Here is a 20,722-nt window from a genome sequence, read left to right as displayed (position 1 = left end):
TGTAAACACCCCCGCCATGCATCGTTGACGGGGGTGGAAAACGCGTCCTGTAAGCCTAGGGAGGTACCGCTTCTATCAGGCTCTTTGCGGAAATGAAAGCGCTGCCGGATCTATTTTGGGCACCAGCCCTTCTTGTGCGGCCCGGCCAAGCAAAGCATTGATTGCCGCATATCCGGTCTCGCCCAAATTGGCCGTGTATTCATTTACATATAGATTGATGTGCGCTTGGGCCACTTCCGGATCCAACTCTTGCGCGTGGCGCAACACGTACTCCCGTGAAGCGTCGGGGTGCGCCCAGCCGTATTCGACCGACGCCCGGAGCCAGCCTGCGATGGCCTCAACGTCGAGAGAGCGCCGGGCGATAATCGCCCCCAGTGGAATCGGCAAGCCGGTGTCTTCCTCCCACCATTGCCCCAAGTCGACCACCTGTTTCAAACCATATGTCGGGTAAGTGAAACGGGCTTCATGTATCACCAAGCCAGCATCGACTGCGCCGTCACGCACTGCCGGCATAATTTCATGAAACGGCATTACCACAATCTCACCCACGCCTCCGGGCACCTGTTGAGCCGCCCACAGCCGAAACAGCAGATAAGCGGTAGAACGCTCACTGGGAACAGCCACCCTACGCCCTGACAACATCGCCGGCTGACAGGCATCTCCTTCACCGGCCGTCAACACCAGTGGCCCGCAACCCCTTCCTAGGGCCCCCCCGCACGGCAACAAGGCGTATTCTGACATCACCCACGGCAAGGCCGCACACGATATCTTCAACACATCCGGTCCGCCCGGCTCGGCGGCTAACCCGTTGGTGATGTCAATATCAGCATACGTGACGTCTAATTGCGGCGCGCCCGGCACGAATCCATGCACCCAGGCGTGAAATACAAAAGTGTCATTGGGACAAGGAGAAAAAGCGATCTTCATGTCAACACCTCCCGTAGTACTGAGCTGGCGGCAGTCAACGCCTCCAACGCCTCACTGATTCGCCAAGCATCCCGGTCGCGCGGGCCGACAGGATTGGAGATGGCGCGCAGTTCAAGAATTGGCACACCGCAACGGCTCGCTGCGGCGGCCACACCAAATCCTTCCATCCCCTCAGCGGTGGCTCCTGGCACCCGCGCAACTAGCTCGGCGGCAGTCTCTGCCGTGCCCGTCACCGTTGACACAGTAAGTACCGCACCAGTGGTGACCGGCAATCCTGCCTTGTGCAAAGCCTCAACGACTCGTCTCATCCAGTCTCCGTCAGCCCGAAACAGGGTTGAACCAAAGCCAAGCTCGTCCAAGCTGAGGAAACCTTCTGGTGACTGCGCTCCCAAATCGGCGGCGACGATCTCATCCGCCACTACAAGCGAGCCTAGTTCGGCTCTGCCTTTGAACCCCCCAGCGATGCCAGCCGCGATCACTAGGTCGTACTTGTCGGTAGCCAATGCCGTCGCTGTGCCGATAGCGGCTGCAACGGGACCGACGCCAGCAGCCAATACACGAAAATTTGCGGTGTCGCCGATCCCACGCAACACTGCCTCTTTTTCAGCTGAAACAGCGGTGACCACGAGCACGCGCATGCCTGCTCCCTGCTTCTCGGCATGAAACACTGTAGGCGATTCTTGCATCTGATCAAGATTCATTTGCACTATCTCCTTTATTTAGCTTTCCTAATTATAAAGGGGATACGCCATGACATCAAATCATGCGAAACGCGTTCCTGCATTTGCCGTACCAGTCCTGCCATCAACCATTCACACCCGATATTGGGCAATAAAAAAGCCCCGCCTTAGGGCGTGTCTGTTGAATAGGCCAGCGGCTCCAAAACCATTTTCTCATTCGCTTCACGCTTGGCGAGGCGCTCCTCGAGAAAAGGTTTTTCCGCCGCTTCTTCCCACCAACTTGATTTGCCAGACACACCCTAGTCAAGGCGAGGGTCTTTTAGGCGTACAGTCACAGGGGCAACAGCCAATTCATTTTGCGTAATTTATGCATTGGATGTTTTGCAGTTCAGAAGCATGGATATAGCGGAAACCCATAAATGTGTTAAAGAAGTACCAAACATTTGATCCGTTTACCAAATCACCCTTTACTATCCCGTTAAAACCATGGATGGTTCCTCTCGGCCACGTAAGTTCCACCTCCGCATCCACACGCGGCGCAACACGAACTGACGCTCCTCCATCAACTACTGACGCTTGCAGCCGTCCATTCTCACAGGCGGCATCACCCGACTGGCCGACTGCTGCTTGCATCGGCGCCACATGCTCCTGCGCTCCGACCATGGACACTTGCCCCCATATGCTCACTAAAACCAATGCTACAGATACCAACCACTTATTCATGCTCTTTCCTCCAACCAAATAAATAAGGTGAATGTGATTCTATTCAATTAATCCACACGGAAACATGCTTAATCTTGTGGAAAGGATCAGGCATTGACAGGACTTGGACGGGGCTGGTCAATTGCGGAGAGACCACGGCATGAGGTTGCGGCTTAACTTCATTAGCCCAAATGAGCAACCGAGTGTCATTGATCCGGACAACACTATCAACCTCGATCGTATAGCCGGTTGTCGGCCGAATTCCCAAGGACAAGATCACGTAAGCGATTCCATCTTTATGAACCAATGCATGTCCATCAGTAACCCGCCACTGAAGTTCTTGTACTTTGTTTTTCACTTCATTTGGCAAATAATTAATATTTTCTACAATTTTAAACGAGGTTTCGAGTGATTCTTCCGCAGACGCGTAAGAATTGGACGGAATCCCTCCCCACAACGCGGTGACCATCAAGAAAGCGAGCAAACAAACTCTCATTCTTTTTCCATCCATATTTAAAACCCCTTTCTAAAATTTATTCCTCCTCTATAATAACATACTTAGCTGAATATTTGCATATAGAATATAATAAAAATAAATATGATATACAATATAAAAAGCAGGCAACACCCCTGTCACCCACTAAAACCTCACTTTTCCTTTGCATTTCCCCAATCTGATTAAAACCCACTTCCACACGAAGAAGTTTAATACTAAAAATCTATATATATTTTTCACACAAACCCCATCTCTACACTGCTATTTATTCTCCCCTTACACCAGTCGCTTTACACTGGCTTTAACGACTTACCGCAAACGCACTCCCGGTAAATCCACCATCATCCAGCTACTCGCCGAACGCTTTCCCAAGGGTGATCATGTGTGTAAAGACACCTTTCGACGTATGATTAACAAATATTTCACTCTAGTGTGCCGTTTATTGAAAGGCGGTCCTGTATAATCCAACTAGGGCATGCCTCACACGGAAAACTGCCAGTGCATGCGTCCTCCAATTCATCACGAAAGGAACATAACATGAAACGTTTGCGACACTGGAAAGTGATTCTGGCCTCCTCCTTGCTTGCAACCAGCCTTCCATGGGGCTTCGGCCAAGCTGCTGCTGCTGAGAAAGTCGTCACCAGCCACGATTATAAACTGACCATCACCTATGACGACAAAACGCTCGAACCAGCCATCGCCAAATACACGCTCGCTTTCAAACGCTCTTATTGGCTGATGGCTAAAGCCTACAGTCCACAAACTGCCCCCAAAGAGGTATTTATCCGATTTGTGAAAAATAACAAATACCCCATCGCCTACACCGTGGGCAACACGATTTACATCAACCCAGACTGGGCGAAGAAAAACCAGCTTGACGAAGGCATGCTCGTGCATGAGCTGTTTCATGTCGTCGATGCCTATCCCAATCAGACGACTGCCCCGAGCTGGGTGAAAGAAGGGTTGGCCGATTACGCCCGCTCGCGTTACTCTGTCTTGGATTCATGGATATATCCTGCTGTCGCCTCCTCCCATAAATACACCAACAGTTACGGGGTCACAGCCCGCTTTTTCGCTTGGATCAACCATATCAAAAAGCCTGGAACCATGTTGAAAATTCATCAAAAGATCCAACAAAACCAATATTCCGAGCAGCTGTTTAAAGAATATACTGGAAAAACGGTTGACCAACTCTGGGCTGAATACAAAAAAAACCCGGGCTCGGTGGAAGCGCTCAATTGGGTTTTCAAAAATAACAAAGCCCGTTACAACGGTGAACAAGGTGCCGGAAAATGGGTAACATATTTCGATTTCAATTACGTTCCTGGCTCCCAAAATTATTTGCGCGTGCGCAATGTGAGCAAAACGCAAGGCACCGTCACCTTTCAAGTGTTCAACAAAAAAACGGGCAAGGCAGTCCGCACATACTCCGTCGCGCTCAAAGCAAATGAAGTCAAGCGTTACGATCCTCTGTCCAAGGCACTGAAAGAGCCACCGAAAGGTAATTACACCTTGCGCGTCAAGATTCCCAAAGGCATGAAGATCGATTTTGAACTTAATTACGGCAATCAAACTTATTGACAAAGAGGCTACCACACACCGTGGTAGCCTTTTGTTGCAACAATAAATCGCTTATCTATTTTTTATATGCTTGCGTCAGTTCATAACAAATCGCATGATTTTAATAGAGGTGTTTTGAAAAACCTACTGCATTGCTCCCCAAGTGCTGGGGAAACAAATGCCAACCTTCAGTGTATGCTCATGTGAGAAACACCTCGTTTTACGCCATCCAGCTACAAGGTGGCGCATCATAATGAAGCCAGAACCAAGAACAATCGGTCTCGGCCTTGTTTTTCTCAAATAAATCCAGAAAGGGTGCGACGCAGATGGCAACTGTGGTGCAAACCAATGTATTCGGCATGACTGCGGATAGTGGTAATCCCTGTCCCTTGGTATTGGGCGGGGAGTCCTTGACAAGTGAGCAAATGCAACAGATCGCCGCTCGTTTTGGTGTTGAAACAGCCTTTATCTTGTCTCCTGACCGTCCCACTTCTCTTTTCAAACTGAGATACTTTGTTCCCAACCAAGAGATGTCGATGTGCGTTCATGCCACTGTAGGAGCTGTCAGCTATTGGTGCATGTCGCAACAGAGGAACCAAATACAAGGAACGATAGAAACTTCGCTGGGCGAGGTGAAAGTGCGGGCGCAAGAAAAGTACGGCCGTTTGCAGGTCACCGTGAACCAATTCCCCCCTGTGTTCAGCGAGAAAAATCCTGGGATCGCAGAAGTGGCGCAAGCCTTAAAGATCAGCGAGGAAGCATTCGATCTGAGTGTGGGGCCGATCCAATCAGTCTCCACCGCCCGCCCCAAGCTAATGATTCCCCTTCGCAACGGCAACACACTGCAACGATTGGAACCTGATTTCGCATTACTCTGGGAACTGTGTGACCGATTTGGGACAACCGGCTTTTATCCATTCACATTGCGTCCCCAATCCACCCCATGTGATGTTGAAGCCCGACAATTTCCCAACCAAGTCGGATACAACGAAGATCCGGCGACAGGAGTGGCTGCTTGTGCACTCGGTGCATACCTTGCTTTTTATTCCCCTTCCCGCCATCAGCAGAATGGGCGGTATGCGTACACTGTCGGACAGGGATTTGCCATGGGAAGGCCCAGTTTGCTCGAAACGGCAGGCATTGTCAGTAGGAACCGCATTACCCAAACATACGTGGGTGGAACGGCAACCATTTCGCAAATGAAAGAAGTGGCCTTGCAATCGCTCCTTTGACAAGCGGCAAACGTCGTTCTTCAGCTGTTAACAGGCCTTTTGTCCAATATCTCCCGCCGTTGGAACCCAAACTGCTCATACAAGCCGTGCGCATCGCGCGTAGCCAGTATCATATACGTGTGACGCACGGCGGGGTGCTCCCCCAACACTTGCATCATCCATTTTGCCAGCCCCTGGCCCCTGTGGCGCGGATCGATAATCACATCACAAATCCATGAGAAGGTCGCGTAATCTGTCACCACTCGCATAAATCCGACTTGCCCTTCCTCTCCGTAAAGGCCGAAACATAATGAGTGTTCAATGCTCTTTGCCACCGTTTCCCGCGAACGTTTTGCAGCCCAATAACTTGTCTGCAACAACTGATGAATAGTATCCAACTCCAACAACTCTTTGTTATCACTGATACGATATGGTAAACTTGGGTGCTTCCACTCCATCTTTCATTCCTCCAAAAACCATTTTTTTCAGTATAATCGAACAGGATGTATAGAAGAATAGTTTATATTTTACCTATTTTCACAGACACAAAAATGTTAGAAATAAAGAAAATTGGATACAAAACGAGGAACTATCCTCATACATACGATAACTGCATATTACGTGATTACATCCGTCACAAAAAGGGTATTGGGAAGTGTTAGGAGAGAGGAACAACGTGCTCCTCCTCCCCACTCCTTCTCATCATGAGCCAACAGATAAGGAGGCGAACATTATGAATCATCGTCAATCATTTTATGCCTTAGGCGTGGGCACCGGCGTCTCTGTGGGCGTGGCCATTGGCTTAGCCCTTGACAATTTGGCACTTGGTATTGGAATCGGCCTTTCCATTGGATGCTTGTCCGGCTCGTTCCTAGAAAGAAACTCTTCTAAATCGACTGAAAAGAATCAAATGAACTCATAATAAGCAATTATTTAACAAAAATAATAACGGTACAAAAGGAAAAGAAGGGGAGAAGCTCTTCTTTTCTTTTTTTGATTGATTCGCCACCTGCACCATGCGTAACCTGGCATAACTCACGTATTTTTTCACAAACAAGGGCACACTTCTCAAAAAAAAATGATTGACATTGACGTATACGTAAAGGTGTACAGTGAAGGTGTCAGGAGGTGAGCACATGGAATACACGGTGCAGAAGCTAAGTCAGTTGGCGGGGGTAAGCGCACGAACATTGCGGTACTATGATGAGATCGGGATTCTGAAGCCGGCCAGAATCAACTCCTCGGGATATCGCATCTATGGGTCGGCGGAAGTCGACCGCTTGCAACAGATTTTGTTTTACAAAGAATTGGGTGTCAACTTGGACACGATTAAAAAAATCGTTACTTCCCCCGATTACGATGGAACAACAGCGCTTCAAGAACACCATGAGCGGCTCCTCGACAAACGCAAGCAGCTAGACGTGCTGATTGCCAATGTGGAAAAAACCATCGCTGCGGCGGAAGGGAGAACCATCATGAGCGACAAAGAAAAATTTGAAGGTTTCAAGCAAAAGTTAATTGAGGAGAATGAAGCAAAATACGGGGAAGAAATCCGTTCCAAATATGGTGACGATGTCGTAAACCGGTCGAATGAAATATTAAAAAACATGACCCCCGAAGCATTTGAGAGGGCGAATCGGTTGGCGGATGAGATCTTAGCCACGCTGGCCGAAGCTTTCGCCAATGGCGACCCGGCAAGTGACCTCGCACAAAAAACAGCAGAATTGCACAAGCAATGGTTGCTGCATTATTGGGCTGAATACACCCCGGAAGCCCATGCAGGCCTGGCTCAGATGTATGTGGAAGATGAACGGTTCAAAGCATACTATGAAAAACAGCCAGGCATGGCCGAATTTTTGCGAGACGCCATTCACATCTACACCGGCGCCGCGAAATAAACAAACCGTGCAGATGCAAGAAACCGGCAGGCTTAGCCCGCCGGTTTCTTTTGTGTGCATGCGATATGTTGGCGTACCTCGGCGCCGTATTCATTGAGCTGGCTTAAGCTCAAGCATGACGCCATATCCTCCCTTCACCTTCACATCAGCCCAGACCTTGCCTTGCCGGGCCAGCTTTTCCCACTCCAGACCGCTGTCTTCCTCAACATAATAGCGATCCAATTGGTAATCGATAGCGTACTTGGTTCGCCGTTGGCCGTTTTCCCATTGCCAAATCGGCATCAACTCGCCCTTGAGATACAGGGAAGTGCGAGGTCGTTGCTCAGACACATGGGCGACAACCGCTGTCCGCCCGTTCTTCCGCAGGGAAACATACACAGGATAACGGTCGACTCCTGGATTCTTCTCCATTTTCTGCACCAGCGCTTTGTCAACCACGGAGCCGTCCACCTCTTCAATCGCAAATCGGAGTTGTACATAATCACCGTAAAATAGATCCCTGGGGTCAACCGGAACGGTCTGCAATGTGATACGTTCCCCCGCGTACAATGCCAGCAACGGCTGAACCGTCATTGATAACAAAATCCCCACCGGAACAAGGAGCGCAATCCAAAACCAACGAGTTGGATAAATGCGGCCTGCGTTCTTCTTCATGCTCGCTCCCCCTTTTTCTTCCGGCTTCTTTCAATCCAAAATCCACAACCGATCAGCAATCCGCCCGCCAGCAAGAAATAGAGCGATTTGGGCAAGAAGTCATAGGACAGATCAAGATAAAAACGGAAGATGAGTACACAAGTAATGATAACAGCTGGTAGGCTTCCTTTTTTAAGCCAATACAAAATCAGAGCCAGATAAGCAGCGGCCACAAGCACGCCCAACCCCGCAAAACCGAAGGTCCGCTCCCATACTTGCCAATATTCCGGAAAGGTGAGAAAAACGGCAGCCAAGCCATGAACCATCCCTCCCTGCCACTTTAGTACAGCCGCATACCTCTGGCTAGGGAGCAAAGCCATCGTGACACCAAGCACTAACAAAACCGCTGACATGACGCCCCCAGACAAATGGAAATAACCCATCGTCGCCCAAATCAAATAAATCGCCAACCCATTGGCAAAGAATAACACGAGCTTCGATTTTCCCAACACCCGTTCATTCAGCCAATAGCTCAACGGAACCATCGCCAATGTCAAAAACGGATAATCAACCCCCTCATCCCAAGCTGCTGACGTATAAACACCCATTAAAGTAATAGCAAACAGAGCCACCCATTTGTCTTTCAAGTAAAAGATCAGCGGGATCGCCCCGATGGCCCACGCCAGAAAAGCCTGAGAATAATGTGATGAGAAATGAAACATTTGTCCAATCAAAAAGATGCCTGCTCCAAAAATCGCCAAACCAATATAATACAAACTTTTTGCTGTTTTGGGATAGGACCGCTCCAGGCGCCAACCCGCTACATAAGCCCCTACCAAACCACACAAAATGAGCAGGAACTTCACGATTCTGGGAAGCTCACTCCAGTTGCCGGCAATGAAACTTAACACCCCGACCCCCACCAGCAATGCGCCGATAACCAAAAGAACTCGGATGAAATTGAGCCCGCCCCGCACTTCATAATCCGACAGGATCGCGCGCACCTGCTCCGCCTGGATCCGTCCTTCTCGTTCATGCCATAACAACTCTTGTTTCAGCCATGCAAACCGGGAAGGAGAAATCATCCTGTGTCCTTTTTGATTCACATCATTCTTTTCCATTCATCAAACTACTCCTTTCTCCGTAATAATCCCATGCATACGCCAATTTCCCTTCACCCTCAATCTCAAACCTCTTCCGTCGGGAAAACTTATTGGCCGCCGCTCTTTTTTAAAAAACAATAGGAAATCGTCATTGATTTATCTAATATATACTTATTAGCCACACTATATCACCCATTGGATGTTGCCGTCATCTCGGGACTTTTCAGCTTAACCCATTTTTTAGAAAGGGGAGGGTGACCCTGAGCAAATATATCATCATTGATCCCGGCCATGGAGGGAAAGACACTGGTGCAGTAGGATTCGGACTGCAAGAAAAAGAGGTTGTGCTTAACATTGCCAAGCGAATGAATGACCACTTTGGCCAATATGATGATGCAGTGGTTTCTCTGACAAGATGGGACGACCGCTTTCTTGAGCTGAATGAGCGAGCCGCCTTCGCAAATAAACGAAATTGTGACTTGTTCATATCCATCCATAACAACTCCGCCAGTGGTTCAGCAAGCGGATTTGAATCATTTATCCACCCCAATGCGGCTTCAGTGACGGCGCGTTATCAAGGAATGGTGCATGATCGCGTGATGGAATATTTGACGCAACACAATATTAACGATCGGGGTAAAAAACGCGCCAACTTTGCAGTACTCCGAGAAACCAACATGCCGGCGATCTTGCTTGAAAATTTGTTCATCTCCAACAAAAAAGAAAACCAGTTGTTGCGTGACGCGCAATTTTTGGACGGGTTGGCTCAATCCATTGTCGAAGGAATCGCAAAAGCGCTGGGATTGAGCAAAAAAGATACAACTCCGAAGCCGATGTATCGCGTCACCGTAAACGGCGCCTTTGTTGTAGATACCGCTTACCCGGCTATCATCAAAGAGAAAGTCGAAAAAGCGGTGCTTGACCAAGCCGATGAAATCATCATTAAAAAGCGAGATATCTGATTTTTATCATCGCCTTTTCCCTTTGATTCGTTATTTCAGGCCCTTGTCGCATTAAATCGACAAGGGCCTGATCTGATCGTTAAACGGTAAAGGTTTCCCGGGAAATATTGACGCCTGATCACCCGTTCATTCGCCGTAGCCTATCCCATCCTGTGGCAGGTGGGCAAACAACACCACTGACAAATTCGATTTCCACGCCAAACGCAAGCTCTTTCCAATCAACGATTTTCGGCCACACTATACCCTCTCCTCTCTATTTGATCGGATCAAACAGAGAGAAGGTGGAGCCCGAGATTAACGGGGAATTTTTTTCTGTGCATGATGCCTCTCCTTTTTACGAATTGGTCATTGACCATTCATCATCAAACTCCTTCTCTTAAATCGCTTTTTTTTCCTCCCCAATTCCCTTTTTCACGATCCCTATCAGATGAAAAAAGGTATAATCATTTGCCAACAGTAGACAATAAAAAGGGTTGATTGAACGATATAATAGGTGTGAAGACAATAAGATAAGAAAAGGAGACACTATGACACCGAAAAACGGATCGATGGTAGCAGGATGGAACTTTGACAACAGTTACGCCCGCCTGCCACAATCTTTTTTCACCTTACACGAACCAACGCCTGTGCGCTCTCCGAAACTGGTCATTCTCAACGAACGGTTGGCAACTTCCCTAGGATTGAACATCGAAGCGCTCCAAAGCGAAGACGGCGTGGCGGTACTAGCTGGCAATCGGATACCCAAAGGTGCTTTGCCCCTCGCTCAGGCATACGCAGGCCATCAATTCGGACATTTCACTATGTTGGGGGACGGACGAGCTCTGCTACTGGGCGAACAAATCACGCCTGTGGGTGAACGGGTCGACATTCAGCTCAAGGGGGCTGGCAAAACGCCCTACTCCCGCGGCGGGGATGGCCGGGCAGCACTCGGGCCGATGTTGCGCGAATATATCATCAGCGAAGCGATGCATGGGCTTGGCATCCCCACCACTCGAAGCTTGGCAGTAGTGACAACAGGGGAATCCGTGTTCCGCGAAACAGAACTTCCTGGCGCCATTCTGACCCGTGTAGCCAGTAGCCATCTTCGCGTCGGCACTTTTGAATATGTGTCAAATTTTTGCACACCTGAGGAGCTTCGAAGCTTGGCCGATTATGCGTTGCAACGCCATTTCCCAGATATCGGCGAGGTTGAAAACCGCTACCTGTCCCTGCTTCGGGAAGTGATCAAGCGCCAAGCCGCGCTGATTGCCAAGTGGCAATTGGTCGGCTTTGTTCATGGAGTGATGAACACGGACAACATGACCATCAGCGGAGAAGCCATCGATTATGGACCATGCGCTTTCATGGACACATACGACCCGGCAACAGTATTTAGTTCGATCGATCTTCAAGGTCGCTATGCTTATGGTAATCAACCGCACATGGCTGCATGGAATCTAGCACGGTTCGCAGAAGCGCTTTTGCCCATATTGCATGATAATCCAGCAGAAGCGGTCGAACTGGCCCAAGAGGCCGTATCAGACTTCGCCAAGCAGTATCACTATTACTGGCTTCATGGCATGCGCGCCAAGCTGGGGCTTTTTAATGAAGAAACAGAAGACCTCACCTTGATCAAAGGTCTCCTTAACCTCATGCAAAAACACCGTGCAGACTATACCAACACCTTCCGCGCATTAACTTTTGATGAAACAGAAGACACCGCCCTGTTTCGATCTCAGGAATTCGCCCAATGGCGCGAGCAGTGGCATAACAGGCTGACACGACAATCAGAACCTAAGTCCGCTTCTCACCAATTTATGCGAAACAACAACCCTGCGTTAATTCCTCGGAACCACCGAGTGGAAGAGGCACTTGAGGCCGCTGTAAATGGGGACAAGAGCGTGATGAAGAAGCTTCTTAAAGCTCTTTCAAACCCCTTCGCCCACTCACCTGAACAGGCTGATTATTGTACATTGCCTCCGAAATCATCCCAACCTTACCGAACTTACTGCGGTACATGATATCTAAATAACACAGGTGTGCTATTGACAGGCTCCTCCGGCTTAACTAGACATAGCCGGAGTTTTCCCTCTCTTTACCCTTGCGAAAGCGGCAGATATGAAATGGAATCAATACCAATAATATGATATGTATCGATACTCAGCTGAAGCTAGCAACCAGAGGCAGACAAAAACACCCCCACTTCACCGCAGGGGTATCCATCGATTATATCTTTAGTTCGCCCAGGCGCACCAACTCGACGACCGCTTGGGAACGACCTTTGACATTAAGCTTCTGCATCACGTTGCTAATGTGTGCCATTTGCAAAAAAGGGGACGAGAGCTGAAATTAATTTTGTTTTAAAACATATCAAACTCCCGCCAATTTAATTTGGGATGAAGCTCACCATCATGATCGAAAAAATGTTTGACCGCTTTTATCATATGGTCCCAGCAAACACATACATTTTCCGGCATAACGGTAAGCTGTGAAATCGTAATTTGGCACTCCTTTTCCTCTGTTTTTGTATCATCCACTAATTCAAAATGCATATCATATGGGTACAACTCCTTAATCCCCATTTCTTCTTCCTCCTGGAAGAGTTGATCCGTTACTTCATACCAATAATTTACGTAGTATATTTTCTTACCCTCTGAAAAGTTTCCACCATGAATAATGATTTCGCCTTTGGCCTTTCTACGAAGCAGGATCATGGATAAACGTTGCCCATCCATCTCGCTGAGACTGTTTTGAATCAAGTCCCAATTAGGATTTTCAATATACGGATCGCGATTGATTTTTAATAACCATTGATTCGTTTTTCTGCTTTTGCATTTCATCATCTTCTTTAGTAACACTCCAATATTTCGGAAAGATCATGTTTAAACAATTCTCTCTTTCATTTTACCTTTATCAGATCATGCACACGCAACCTCTAAAGCAACAAAAGCACTCCCTAGTCATACACACTAGGAAGTGCTTCTTTCTTTTCTCATATGAATCGTACCCATCAACCCTCTTCATTTATCACCACGTTTTTACCCCGTAGCTTCATGATAAATGGAATGATTAGCCAGAGGGCAGCGATGATAAGAAAAGTCAGGGAGAGCGGATGGGTGACAAACACGCTCCAATCCCCATTGGAAGCGGTTAGCGCACGGCGCAAATTGTTTTCAATCATCGGCCCAAGCACCAAACCCAGCACCAACGGAGCAAGCGGATAATCATGTTTCGCTAAAAAGTATCCGATCACCCCAAACCCTATCAATAAATAGAGATCAAACGTATTCACCTGTACCGCATACACACCAAAGAACGAAATCGCAATAATGATCGGAATCAAGTATTTCGCCGGAGTTTCAATAATCTTGGCAAACATCTTCACCAACGGCATGTTGAGAACCAGCAACATCACGTTTCCGATAAACATACTGGCGATGAGTCCCCAAGCCACCTGCGGATGCTCATCAAATAATAGCGGGCCGGGTTGCACGTTGTACATAATCAAGGCTCCCATTAGAATCGCCGTTGTGCCCGAACCTGGTATTCCGAGGGTTAACAAGGGAATCATCGCTCCGCCTGAAGCGGCGTTGTTAGCCGACTCCGGCGCTGCCACTCCTTCAATCGCCCCTTTTCCAAATTTGTCGGGGTTTTTGCTCAGTTTTTTCTCTAAAATATAGGAGAAAAAGGAGGCCAACGTGGCACCAGCTCCTGGAAGCACACCAATGAAAAATCCCAACAGCGAACCTCTTGCAATGGGGCCTGCGCTATCTTTCAAATCTGTTGCCGTGGGAGTCACTCGTCCGATTTTCACAATATGACCATCATTGCTTTCTTTCTCCAAAATCGTTTTGAACACTTCACCCAAAGCAAACAGCCCCACGGCCACCGTCAAAAATTCCAATCCCTGATACAGGATCGGCATATCATAAGTAAACCGGGCCACTCCCGAAACATTGTCGATGCCGATGGTAGCGAGCAGGAGCCCGGCCACGGTCATGATCAGTCCCTTTGTCATCGACTTGCCAGCGAGTCCGCTTACCGCACACAACCCCAAAAGCATCAAAGAGAAATACTCAGCCGGGCCGAATCGGATGGCGACTTCAGATAGAGGGACAGCCAGAAAGACAAGTGCGATCAGCGAGACGATCCCCGCGACAAAAGAGCCAATCGCCGCAATGGACAATGCTGAGCCAGCACGTCCTTGCTTCGCCAGTTGGTACCCGTCAAGCGCAGTGACAACGGAAGAAGATTCCCCAGGCGTGTTTAACAAAATGGACGTGGTTGACCCACCATACATCGCTCCATAATAAACACCCGCCAACAAAATGATTGCGCTGGCCGCCGCCTCTTCAGGGGTTGCTCCCGCGGTGAGCGTGGAGGTGATAGGGATCAACAACGCCACCCCGCTCATCGGCCCGATTCCGGGCAACACTCCCACTGCCGTTCCTATCAACACTCCGACCAAAGCATAGATCAGATTCACCGGTTGCAAAGCGACTAAAAATCCGTTGTACAAAAATTCCCACGTATTCATCAAGTCACCACCCCTCTATAACAACGGGAAAGCTGGAAGGGTTCCCTGCAGGACATGTACATATGCATAATAAACCCCGCCTGAAAACAGAGCGGAAATCACGGTCGACTTCAGCCATTTGCCCCGCTCCATAGTTTGAAAACCAATAAGCAAAAACAAAAAGGTAGACAGTACATAACCGATCCATTCCAGAATTAACGCATAGCCAATCGCTACAATGAGCAAAGTGCCAAACCTCTTCCAATCTAGTTTTGCCTTTTTATCATTGTCTGGCGGATATTTGAACGTTTCGTAGAAAAGCCGGATACTTAATAAGACCATAATGATACCAAGACATGTCGGGAATAGATCGGGACCCACTCCACTCCCATACGCAGCGGTAGAAAACGCTCTGCTTTCTACAATAAAAAAGATACCAATCAACAAAAACACGACACTTGCATATCGATCAAACACACGACTCATCTTGAACCCCCCTTAATAAAGGAAGGGCGCGCCTCCTTCCTGTGCTTAAATCCGTTATTTGCTCATACCCAATGCTTTTAAGAGTTCAAGAACTTGTTGATCTTGCTCCTTGAGAAAAGCAGTAAATTGGTCTGAATTTTTGTACTCGCTCTGCCAGCCTTTCGCTTCCAACTCTTTTTGCCATGCTTCATGTTCAGACAACGCTTTTAACTTCCCATCCCAAAACTTCTTGGCTTCCGGTGTCATCTCTTTCGGGCCAAACACTCCGCGCCAAATGGTGAATTCGGCATGATTGATGCCTAGTTCTTTGAGGGTTGGAACATCTTTCAATTCCCCGCCCAGCCGCTCGGGAGCGGTGACAGCGAGCACCCGCACTTTGCCGGCCTTTTTATATTCACCCACTGCGGATGCATCCGTTGCGATAATGTCCACATTGCCACCTAACAGTGCCGCAATGGCTTCCCCGCCGCCATCATAAGAGACATACTTAAGTTTTTTCGCATCGATCCCCGACTGGTATGCGGGCAAAATCGCGATCAGGTGATCCATGGAGCCAGGAGCAGAACCTCCGGCCAAGGTATATTTCGTTGGATTGGCTTTTAGTTCAGCCAGCATGGAGGGCAGATCTTTCACCGGCGAATCAGCTTTAACCACATAGACGCCATAATCTTTGGTCAACTGGGCGAGCGGAGTCACATCTGTATAACCAAATGGGCTGTTCCCTTCTTTTTTTAGATGGTTGATTAACAAAGGCGGAGAATTGACAAACAGTTTGTAGTCATTCTTTGTCTCTTGGGTGGCATACTCCGCCAAGAAAACCGCGCCTCCACCACCCGGTTTATTTTCTACGATCACGGATTGATTCACCAATTTACTTTCTTGCAACACCTTGCTGATGGAGCGTGCCGTCTGATCCCAGCCGCCTCCTGCTCCTGATGGAGCGACCATCGTAACAGCTCTGCTTGGATAGTCGCCAGAACCAGACCCGCTTCCCGCGAAGTTGGGCTTTTGTGAACAGGCGGCAAGGCCAAGGGCCAACACTCCCGCAAATAAGGCGGTGGAGATTTTTTTCATCGGAACCCCTCCCCATGTGAACGCTTTCATTGTTGTGCAAAATGGATTGCGTGATATTTCTACTGTACATGGTGCAGGGTCAAAAGCCTAGTTAAGGAAAATAAAGAGAATAAAAAAGATAAGGAACATTTTGTTCATATTGTTCACCGATTGTTCAAATTTGTTCAGCATAATACTTCCGTTCCGGCCTGCCAATCGTTCCATAAGTGTGATCAGCGCGAATACGTTTGATTGACACTAAATACTCCAGGTATCGCCGCGCCGTGGTGCGACTGGCGCCCAAATGCTTGCCAACCTGTTCCGCCGTCAAGCCCTGCTCCGAATGTGCTTGCACCACTTGCACCACCTTCTCCAAGGTTACCGGATCGATCCCCTTGGGAAGCGCTTTGGACAAGTGTTTTTCCGGTATGGGTTCCTGCACATGGCCCAATAGTTGATCCACTTGTTTTTGATCCAATCTTTGATGGGAGGATAAGGTTTGCAAATGCAACCGGTATTTCTCCATGCTCTGCTTAAAGCGGTCGAAGAGCACAGGCTTTACCAAATAATCAAATACACCGCCACGCAATGCGTCTTGAATGACCTCAATTTCCTCTGCTGCGGTAATCATGATGATATCGATATCTTTGCAGTGTTGCCGAATATACCAGACGAGCTCGATTCCTTTCATATCAGGGAGATAAACGTCCAGCAAAACCAGCTGGGGCCGCATTTCCTCCAACCATACTTTGGCTTCTTGACCATTTGCCGCGATCCCCACCACTTGAAAACCTTCAATTTTCTCCATAAAACGCCGGTTCACTTTAGCCACTCGCGCATCATCTTCTACGATTAAAACTTCAATGGGTTTCAACTTGCTCATATCCTTTCCCTTTCCTGTTTGGGAAGAGCGACTGCAAAGACGGCTCCACCCCAGTCTCCTTGTTCAATCGTAATAGCTCCACCCAGCTCGTCCGCCAATTGTTTCACTTTGGCCAACCCAAAACCCCGCCGCATCCCATCAGCAGAAGGCTTGGTCGAAAATCCCCGGTCAAAAATGCGGGCAAGATGTTCCTCGCGAATACCCGCTCCCGAATCTTCTACTTCTATCCAGATCGAATCTCCAATATCCGTGATGAAAAGCTTTACTTTGCGTTCTCCCTCTGCCAAACTCTGCACCGCTTCAAACGCATTGGTGATCAGGTTGCCCAAGATGGAAACAAGAGACGAAGGGCTGATAGATGGAGGAATTCTGCCCATACTGCTTTCGCGTTCAATGATGAGATCGATCTTTAGCTCGCGTGCCCGGTTGTAGAAACCGATCAGAATCGCACCCAACCAAGGATCCGCTATCTTCTCCAGCACCCATAACACATGATCTTGGTGAACTTCGCTCTCATGATGAATAAGCTCAATCGCTTCTTGATAAGACTTGAGTTGAATCAACCCGGAAATGGTGTAGAGGGTGTTTTGGTATTCATGTGTTTGTGCTCTTAACGCTTCGACATATCGCTTCACTTGTGATAGATTCTCGTTTAACTCATCCAGCTCCGATTTCAAGCGAAAACTGGCTACAACCCCTACCACCTGTCCATTGTTGCGAATGGGCAAGCGGTTCACTACGATTTCCCTACCATTGATGACCATTTCCCGATCTAGTTCTGCTTCTCCCGTATGTAACACTTCCAAAAGTCTGGTATTGGGAAGGATTGTCTGGATAGGAGAACCAATGGCCGGTTTGGAATCGACGAAACCCAACATGCCGAGCGCCGCCTGATTGAATAGAGTTAAATTTCCGTCTCCATCGATCATGATAATCCCTTCTCTGACTGATTCAATCACTGTATCTCGTTGTTGAAACAACTCAGAAATCTTTTCGGGCTCCAAGCCAAAGATTGATCTTTTCAACTGCTTTGCCAAGTACATAGCACCAATCACCGCAATCGCAAATACCAGAATGATCACCGTAGCAATCCTCACGAAATAAGTGTGAGACATCTGATCAATATCGCTCAACAAAATACCCACCGACACGATTCCAATCACTCTGCCACGGTCATCTCGGATCGGGGCTTTTCCCCTCAAGGATGGCCCCAAACTCCCGATGGCCTTCGATACATATGACTCCCCGCGCGATAAAGCCCGCTCATTATCCCCGCCGATCATGTATTGGCCGATCCGCTCCTGAACCGGATGAGAGTAGCGAATTCCTTTTTTATTGCCCACAACGATAAACTCCGCTTCGGTTTGTTTGCGAATCTTTTCAACCAATGGCTGAATGCTCTGCGATGGTACTTCATCGTCAAAAGCACGTCGGATTTCAGGCATTTCCGCCACCGTCAGCGCAATCCCAAGCGCCCGTTTGCCCACTTGTTCTTGGATATAATCAACCATTAAAACATAATAAGTGCCACCAAGCAAACTAATAACCAAAATCAACAACAGGCTGATCCACCAAACCATTCTTGCTTCCAAAGACCACTTCCGTTTGCCCATCGTCGCCTCCACTTATACAATGACAATTAAAACTTCTGCATTTTATGTTAAAGTCATTAGTTTAATTTCAAAATATATTTTTCCATATCTATTTCACTAGGAAAATAGTCTAATCCACCTAGGATAAATAAATCCTGCTACTTCCCACCAGGCTCTGCAAACGCGTACACCACATCGATTTTGCCATGAGGATGAATGATGACTTCATGTAACAGCGTTTTAAACAGCTGATGCAAATCCCTTTGTTCACTGTCCATCGCTTCAAACGCTTGTTGCACATTGCAAATCTGTTTATGAGGGTACTCCTTTTGACTAAGTTCGGAAATCTCGGCCTCGAGCTGATGAATGTGTTCATCCAGTTCCATTCTTTTCTCTTCAAATTCTTCTTTGGAGATCAGTTTCTCTAATAATACATTCAAAAGATTTTTCTTTTTCATCTCCAATTGCTTCAATTGTTTCTGCAACTGTTTGATCTGGCGTTGCTTTCTCTGCTCCATGTCGTTGACAAAGTTAAATGTGATCGATTTCCCTTTTTCTTTCAGCCGCTCAATCAGAAACTGTCGCACATCTTCATAAAAAATGGGGTAATGATTGACACAACCATGTTTCTCGCCGCTACGCCGGTAGGCGGAACACTTCAAATAATTATATTGCTTCTTCGAGCCGTCTGCCAGTTTCCGTTTGGATTGAATAATCACCATGTTGCACCCGCACTCGCTGCATTTGCAGACACCGCGCAAATCATTCCAAGGGGTGATGGCGTGTTTTTGATCCTTGATGTGATCCGAATTGGCTTTTTCCCACATGGTTCTTGAGACGATTGGCACATGGTGGTCTTTAAACACGATCCACTTTTGCCTCGGATTGCGGATTTGCTTTTTCTTGCCCTCCGCTTTCACCTTGCTAAACTGATTCAGAATAAAGTCACCACAATAGATGGGATTTTGAATCAGCCGTTGCACTGAGGTCACTTGCCATTTGTTTTTTTCTTTGGTAGGAATGTTGAACCGGTTCAATTCATGTGTAATTCTTCGGAATCCCCATCCATTATTTACATACCAACTATAGATCTGACGCACCACGTTGGCTTCTTTCTCGTTGATCTGGAGAAATCCGTCTACACGGTCATAACCATATGGGATTTTACCGATATGCTCGCCACGTCTCACCTTGGCGGCTAACGCGGCGGAAACGCTGGACGACAGTGTGCGGCTGTACTGCGCGGAAAATAAAGACCAGAGCTCAAACGCCATGTCATTTTTGCCTGCTTGCAAGGAGTCATAGCCCTCTTCGACGGAGATAATCCGGACATTATGAGCGATAAATACTTCCCTGATTTCCAAAGAATCCTTTAAATCACGAGCCAAACGGCTGATGGATTTAAAAATAACCATATCGATTTCCTTGCGTTTGGCCTTTGCCAAGATGCGCTGAATGGCGTGCCGTTCAATAAACACGGTTCCACTAATTCCGTGGTCTTTATATACGCACTGTTCGTCCCACACAAACCCGTTTCGTTCCAGCCAGTTGCGGCATATGTCGATTTGGTTCTCAACAGAAGAGATCTGTTCATCTTTTTCTGTGGAAACCCGTACATACACTGCATATGTATTTCGGTTCATGATCTCCTCCCATCTTATACACGCTTCTTTCAATGTAAGAAAGCGCCCCATTCCAGCGGGAACTGTCAGGCGCTTATTCAGACCCGTTTTGATCTCCATCGACCAACGGCATCCTCCACCACCAATTCAACTCATGTCTATTGCGTGATCTTTGAGCTTTTTTTGCCGCCATATTTCACGGAGCTTTTGTGCAAACAGTTCAACCGCTCCCCCTCATCGCCCGCCTTCTCGACAAAATAAGGAGTGAACGCTTCTTGAAATGCTACCTCCGGATTCTTATTGCCGAACGTCTCTTTTCCTAGCACCAAGGTTACTTTCTTCACGATCATCACCTCTCTCTTCACTTTATGCATGAACAACGGTTGTACGAGCCTAGAACTTCAACTTGAATCCAAAAG

21 protein-coding genes and 1 pseudogene are annotated in these 20,722 nt (G+C 47.9%); 6 read left to right on the top strand and 16 right to left on the bottom strand.

All coding sequences use genetic code 11. The features are described 5' to 3' along the window. Nucleotides 1–75: 75 nt before the first annotated feature. The 4 genes from QQZ12_RS03275 to QQZ12_RS03260 form a co-directional block, all read right to left on the bottom strand. Nucleotides 76–927, bottom strand: coding sequence for a 1,4-dihydroxy-6-naphtoate synthase (locus QQZ12_RS03275; protein ID WP_102991986.1), 852 nt, complete (start codon nucleotides 925–927; stop codon nucleotides 76–78). Beyond that, nucleotides 924–1,613: a futalosine hydrolase gene (locus QQZ12_RS03270; RefSeq protein WP_284723995.1), complete on the bottom strand. Its 690-nt coding sequence runs from the start codon at nucleotides 1,611–1,613 to the stop codon at nucleotides 924–926. The genes QQZ12_RS03275 and QQZ12_RS03270 overlap by 4 nt, the downstream gene beginning before the upstream one ends. A gap of 345 nt (nucleotides 1,614–1,958) precedes the next feature. Next, the gene (locus QQZ12_RS03265) at nucleotides 1,959–2,330 is read right to left on the bottom strand and encodes a hypothetical protein (RefSeq protein WP_284723970.1); all 372 of its coding nucleotides are present in this window, start codon (nucleotides 2,328–2,330) and stop codon (nucleotides 1,959–1,961) included. 43 nt (nucleotides 2,331–2,373) lie between these two features. Then, nucleotides 2,374–2,820, bottom strand: coding sequence for a protease complex subunit PrcB family protein (locus QQZ12_RS03260; protein ID WP_284723969.1), 447 nt, complete (start codon nucleotides 2,818–2,820; stop codon nucleotides 2,374–2,376). Nucleotides 2,821–3,342: 522 nt separating this feature from the next. Here QQZ12_RS03260 and QQZ12_RS03255 point away from each other — a divergent pair. Both QQZ12_RS03255 and QQZ12_RS03250 read left to right on the top strand, forming a co-directional pair. After that, nucleotides 3,343–4,386 (top strand): basic secretory protein-like protein, encoded by a 1,044-nt coding sequence (locus tag QQZ12_RS03255; RefSeq protein WP_102991982.1) that lies wholly within the window; start codon nucleotides 3,343–3,345, stop codon nucleotides 4,384–4,386. Nucleotides 4,387–4,691: 305 nt separating this feature from the next. Beyond that, a complete protein-coding gene (locus QQZ12_RS03250; protein WP_284723968.1) occupies nucleotides 4,692–5,597 on the top strand; it encodes a PhzF family phenazine biosynthesis protein in 906 nt (301 codons plus the stop codon). Between the two features lie 20 nt (nucleotides 5,598–5,617). Here QQZ12_RS03250 and QQZ12_RS03245 read toward each other — a convergent pair whose 3' ends face one another. After that, a complete protein-coding gene (locus tag QQZ12_RS03245) occupies nucleotides 5,618–6,034 on the bottom strand; it encodes a GNAT family N-acetyltransferase (protein WP_284723967.1) in 417 nt (138 codons plus the stop codon). 275 nt (nucleotides 6,035–6,309) lie between these two features. Here QQZ12_RS03245 and QQZ12_RS03240 point away from each other — a divergent pair, with 275 nt between their 5' ends. Both QQZ12_RS03240 and QQZ12_RS03235 read left to right on the top strand, forming a co-directional pair. Continuing rightward, nucleotides 6,310–6,498 (top strand): glycine zipper domain-containing protein, encoded by a 189-nt coding sequence (locus QQZ12_RS03240; protein WP_284723966.1) that lies wholly within the window; start codon nucleotides 6,310–6,312, stop codon nucleotides 6,496–6,498. Nucleotides 6,499–6,712: 214 nt separating this feature from the next. Beyond that, complete coding sequence (locus QQZ12_RS03235; protein WP_284723965.1) at nucleotides 6,713–7,474, top strand: MerR family transcriptional regulator; 762 nt, start codon at nucleotides 6,713–6,715, stop codon at nucleotides 7,472–7,474. Nucleotides 7,475–7,564: 90 nt separating this feature from the next. Here the strand turns inward: QQZ12_RS03235 and QQZ12_RS03230 are convergent, their stop codons facing one another. After that, a complete protein-coding gene (locus QQZ12_RS03230; protein ID WP_106341972.1) occupies nucleotides 7,565–8,128 on the bottom strand; it encodes a GDYXXLXY domain-containing protein in 564 nt (187 codons plus the stop codon). Further along, nucleotides 8,125–9,228 (bottom strand): DUF2157 domain-containing protein, encoded by a 1,104-nt coding sequence (locus tag QQZ12_RS03225; protein ID WP_284723964.1) that lies wholly within the window; start codon nucleotides 9,226–9,228, stop codon nucleotides 8,125–8,127. The genes QQZ12_RS03230 and QQZ12_RS03225 overlap by 4 nt, the downstream gene beginning before the upstream one ends. Nucleotides 9,229–9,464: 236 nt before the next feature. Between QQZ12_RS03225 and QQZ12_RS03220 the strand changes: the two genes are divergently transcribed. Next, nucleotides 9,465–10,172: an N-acetylmuramoyl-L-alanine amidase family protein gene (locus tag QQZ12_RS03220; RefSeq protein WP_181352838.1), complete on the top strand. Its 708-nt coding sequence runs from the start codon at nucleotides 9,465–9,467 to the stop codon at nucleotides 10,170–10,172. 527 nt (nucleotides 10,173–10,699) lie between these two features. Further along, a complete protein-coding gene (locus QQZ12_RS03215) occupies nucleotides 10,700–12,172 on the top strand; it encodes a protein adenylyltransferase SelO (RefSeq protein WP_284723963.1) in 1,473 nt (490 codons plus the stop codon). A gap of 205 nt (nucleotides 12,173–12,377) precedes the next feature. Here the strand turns inward: QQZ12_RS03215 and QQZ12_RS03210 are convergent. The 9 genes and pseudogenes from QQZ12_RS03210 to QQZ12_RS03170 form a co-directional block, all read right to left on the bottom strand. Continuing rightward, nucleotides 12,378–12,467: pseudogene (locus tag QQZ12_RS03210) on the bottom strand (LuxR C-terminal-related transcriptional regulator); the annotation flags it as partial. A 44-nt stretch (nucleotides 12,468–12,511) separates the two neighbouring features. After that, nucleotides 12,512–12,994 carry a hypothetical protein gene (locus QQZ12_RS03205; RefSeq protein ID WP_284723962.1) on the bottom strand — a complete coding sequence of 161 codons (483 nt, stop codon included), beginning with the start codon at nucleotides 12,992–12,994 and terminating at the stop codon, nucleotides 12,512–12,514. Nucleotides 12,995–13,161: 167 nt separating this feature from the next. Next, nucleotides 13,162–14,688: a tripartite tricarboxylate transporter permease gene (locus tag QQZ12_RS03200; RefSeq protein WP_102991972.1), complete on the bottom strand. Its 1,527-nt coding sequence runs from the start codon at nucleotides 14,686–14,688 to the stop codon at nucleotides 13,162–13,164. A gap of 15 nt (nucleotides 14,689–14,703) precedes the next feature. Continuing rightward, nucleotides 14,704–15,153 carry a tripartite tricarboxylate transporter TctB family protein gene (locus QQZ12_RS03195; RefSeq protein WP_102991971.1) on the bottom strand — a complete coding sequence of 150 codons (450 nt, stop codon included), beginning with the start codon at nucleotides 15,151–15,153 and terminating at the stop codon, nucleotides 14,704–14,706. 54 nt (nucleotides 15,154–15,207) lie between these two features. Then, on the bottom strand, nucleotides 15,208–16,257 hold the full coding sequence (locus tag QQZ12_RS03190) for a Bug family tripartite tricarboxylate transporter substrate binding protein (RefSeq protein ID WP_431606289.1): 1,050 nt from the start codon (nucleotides 16,255–16,257) through the stop codon (nucleotides 15,208–15,210). Nucleotides 16,258–16,381: 124 nt separating this feature from the next. Then, entirely contained in the window at nucleotides 16,382–17,089 is a 708-nt protein-coding gene (locus QQZ12_RS03185) for a response regulator (protein WP_102991969.1), read from the bottom strand. Then, nucleotides 17,086–18,702: an ATP-binding protein gene (locus QQZ12_RS03180; RefSeq protein WP_284723961.1), complete on the bottom strand. Its 1,617-nt coding sequence runs from the start codon at nucleotides 18,700–18,702 to the stop codon at nucleotides 17,086–17,088. The genes QQZ12_RS03185 and QQZ12_RS03180 overlap by 4 nt, the downstream gene beginning before the upstream one ends. A 137-nt stretch (nucleotides 18,703–18,839) precedes the next feature. After that, nucleotides 18,840–20,324: a recombinase family protein gene (locus tag QQZ12_RS03175; protein ID WP_284723960.1), complete on the bottom strand. Its 1,485-nt coding sequence runs from the start codon at nucleotides 20,322–20,324 to the stop codon at nucleotides 18,840–18,842. Nucleotides 20,325–20,461: 137 nt separating this feature from the next. After that, nucleotides 20,462–20,647 (bottom strand): hypothetical protein, encoded by a 186-nt coding sequence (locus QQZ12_RS03170; protein ID WP_157053190.1) that lies wholly within the window; start codon nucleotides 20,645–20,647, stop codon nucleotides 20,462–20,464. Nucleotides 20,648–20,722 lie beyond the last annotated feature (75 nt).

The organism is Laceyella tengchongensis (assembly GCF_900182735.1).
Classification (GTDB): domain Bacteria; phylum Bacillota; class Bacilli; order Thermoactinomycetales; family Thermoactinomycetaceae; genus Laceyella; species Laceyella tengchongensis.
The sequence above is the reverse complement of the archived record's forward strand: the minus strand, read 5'-3'. Positions and strand labels throughout refer to the sequence as shown.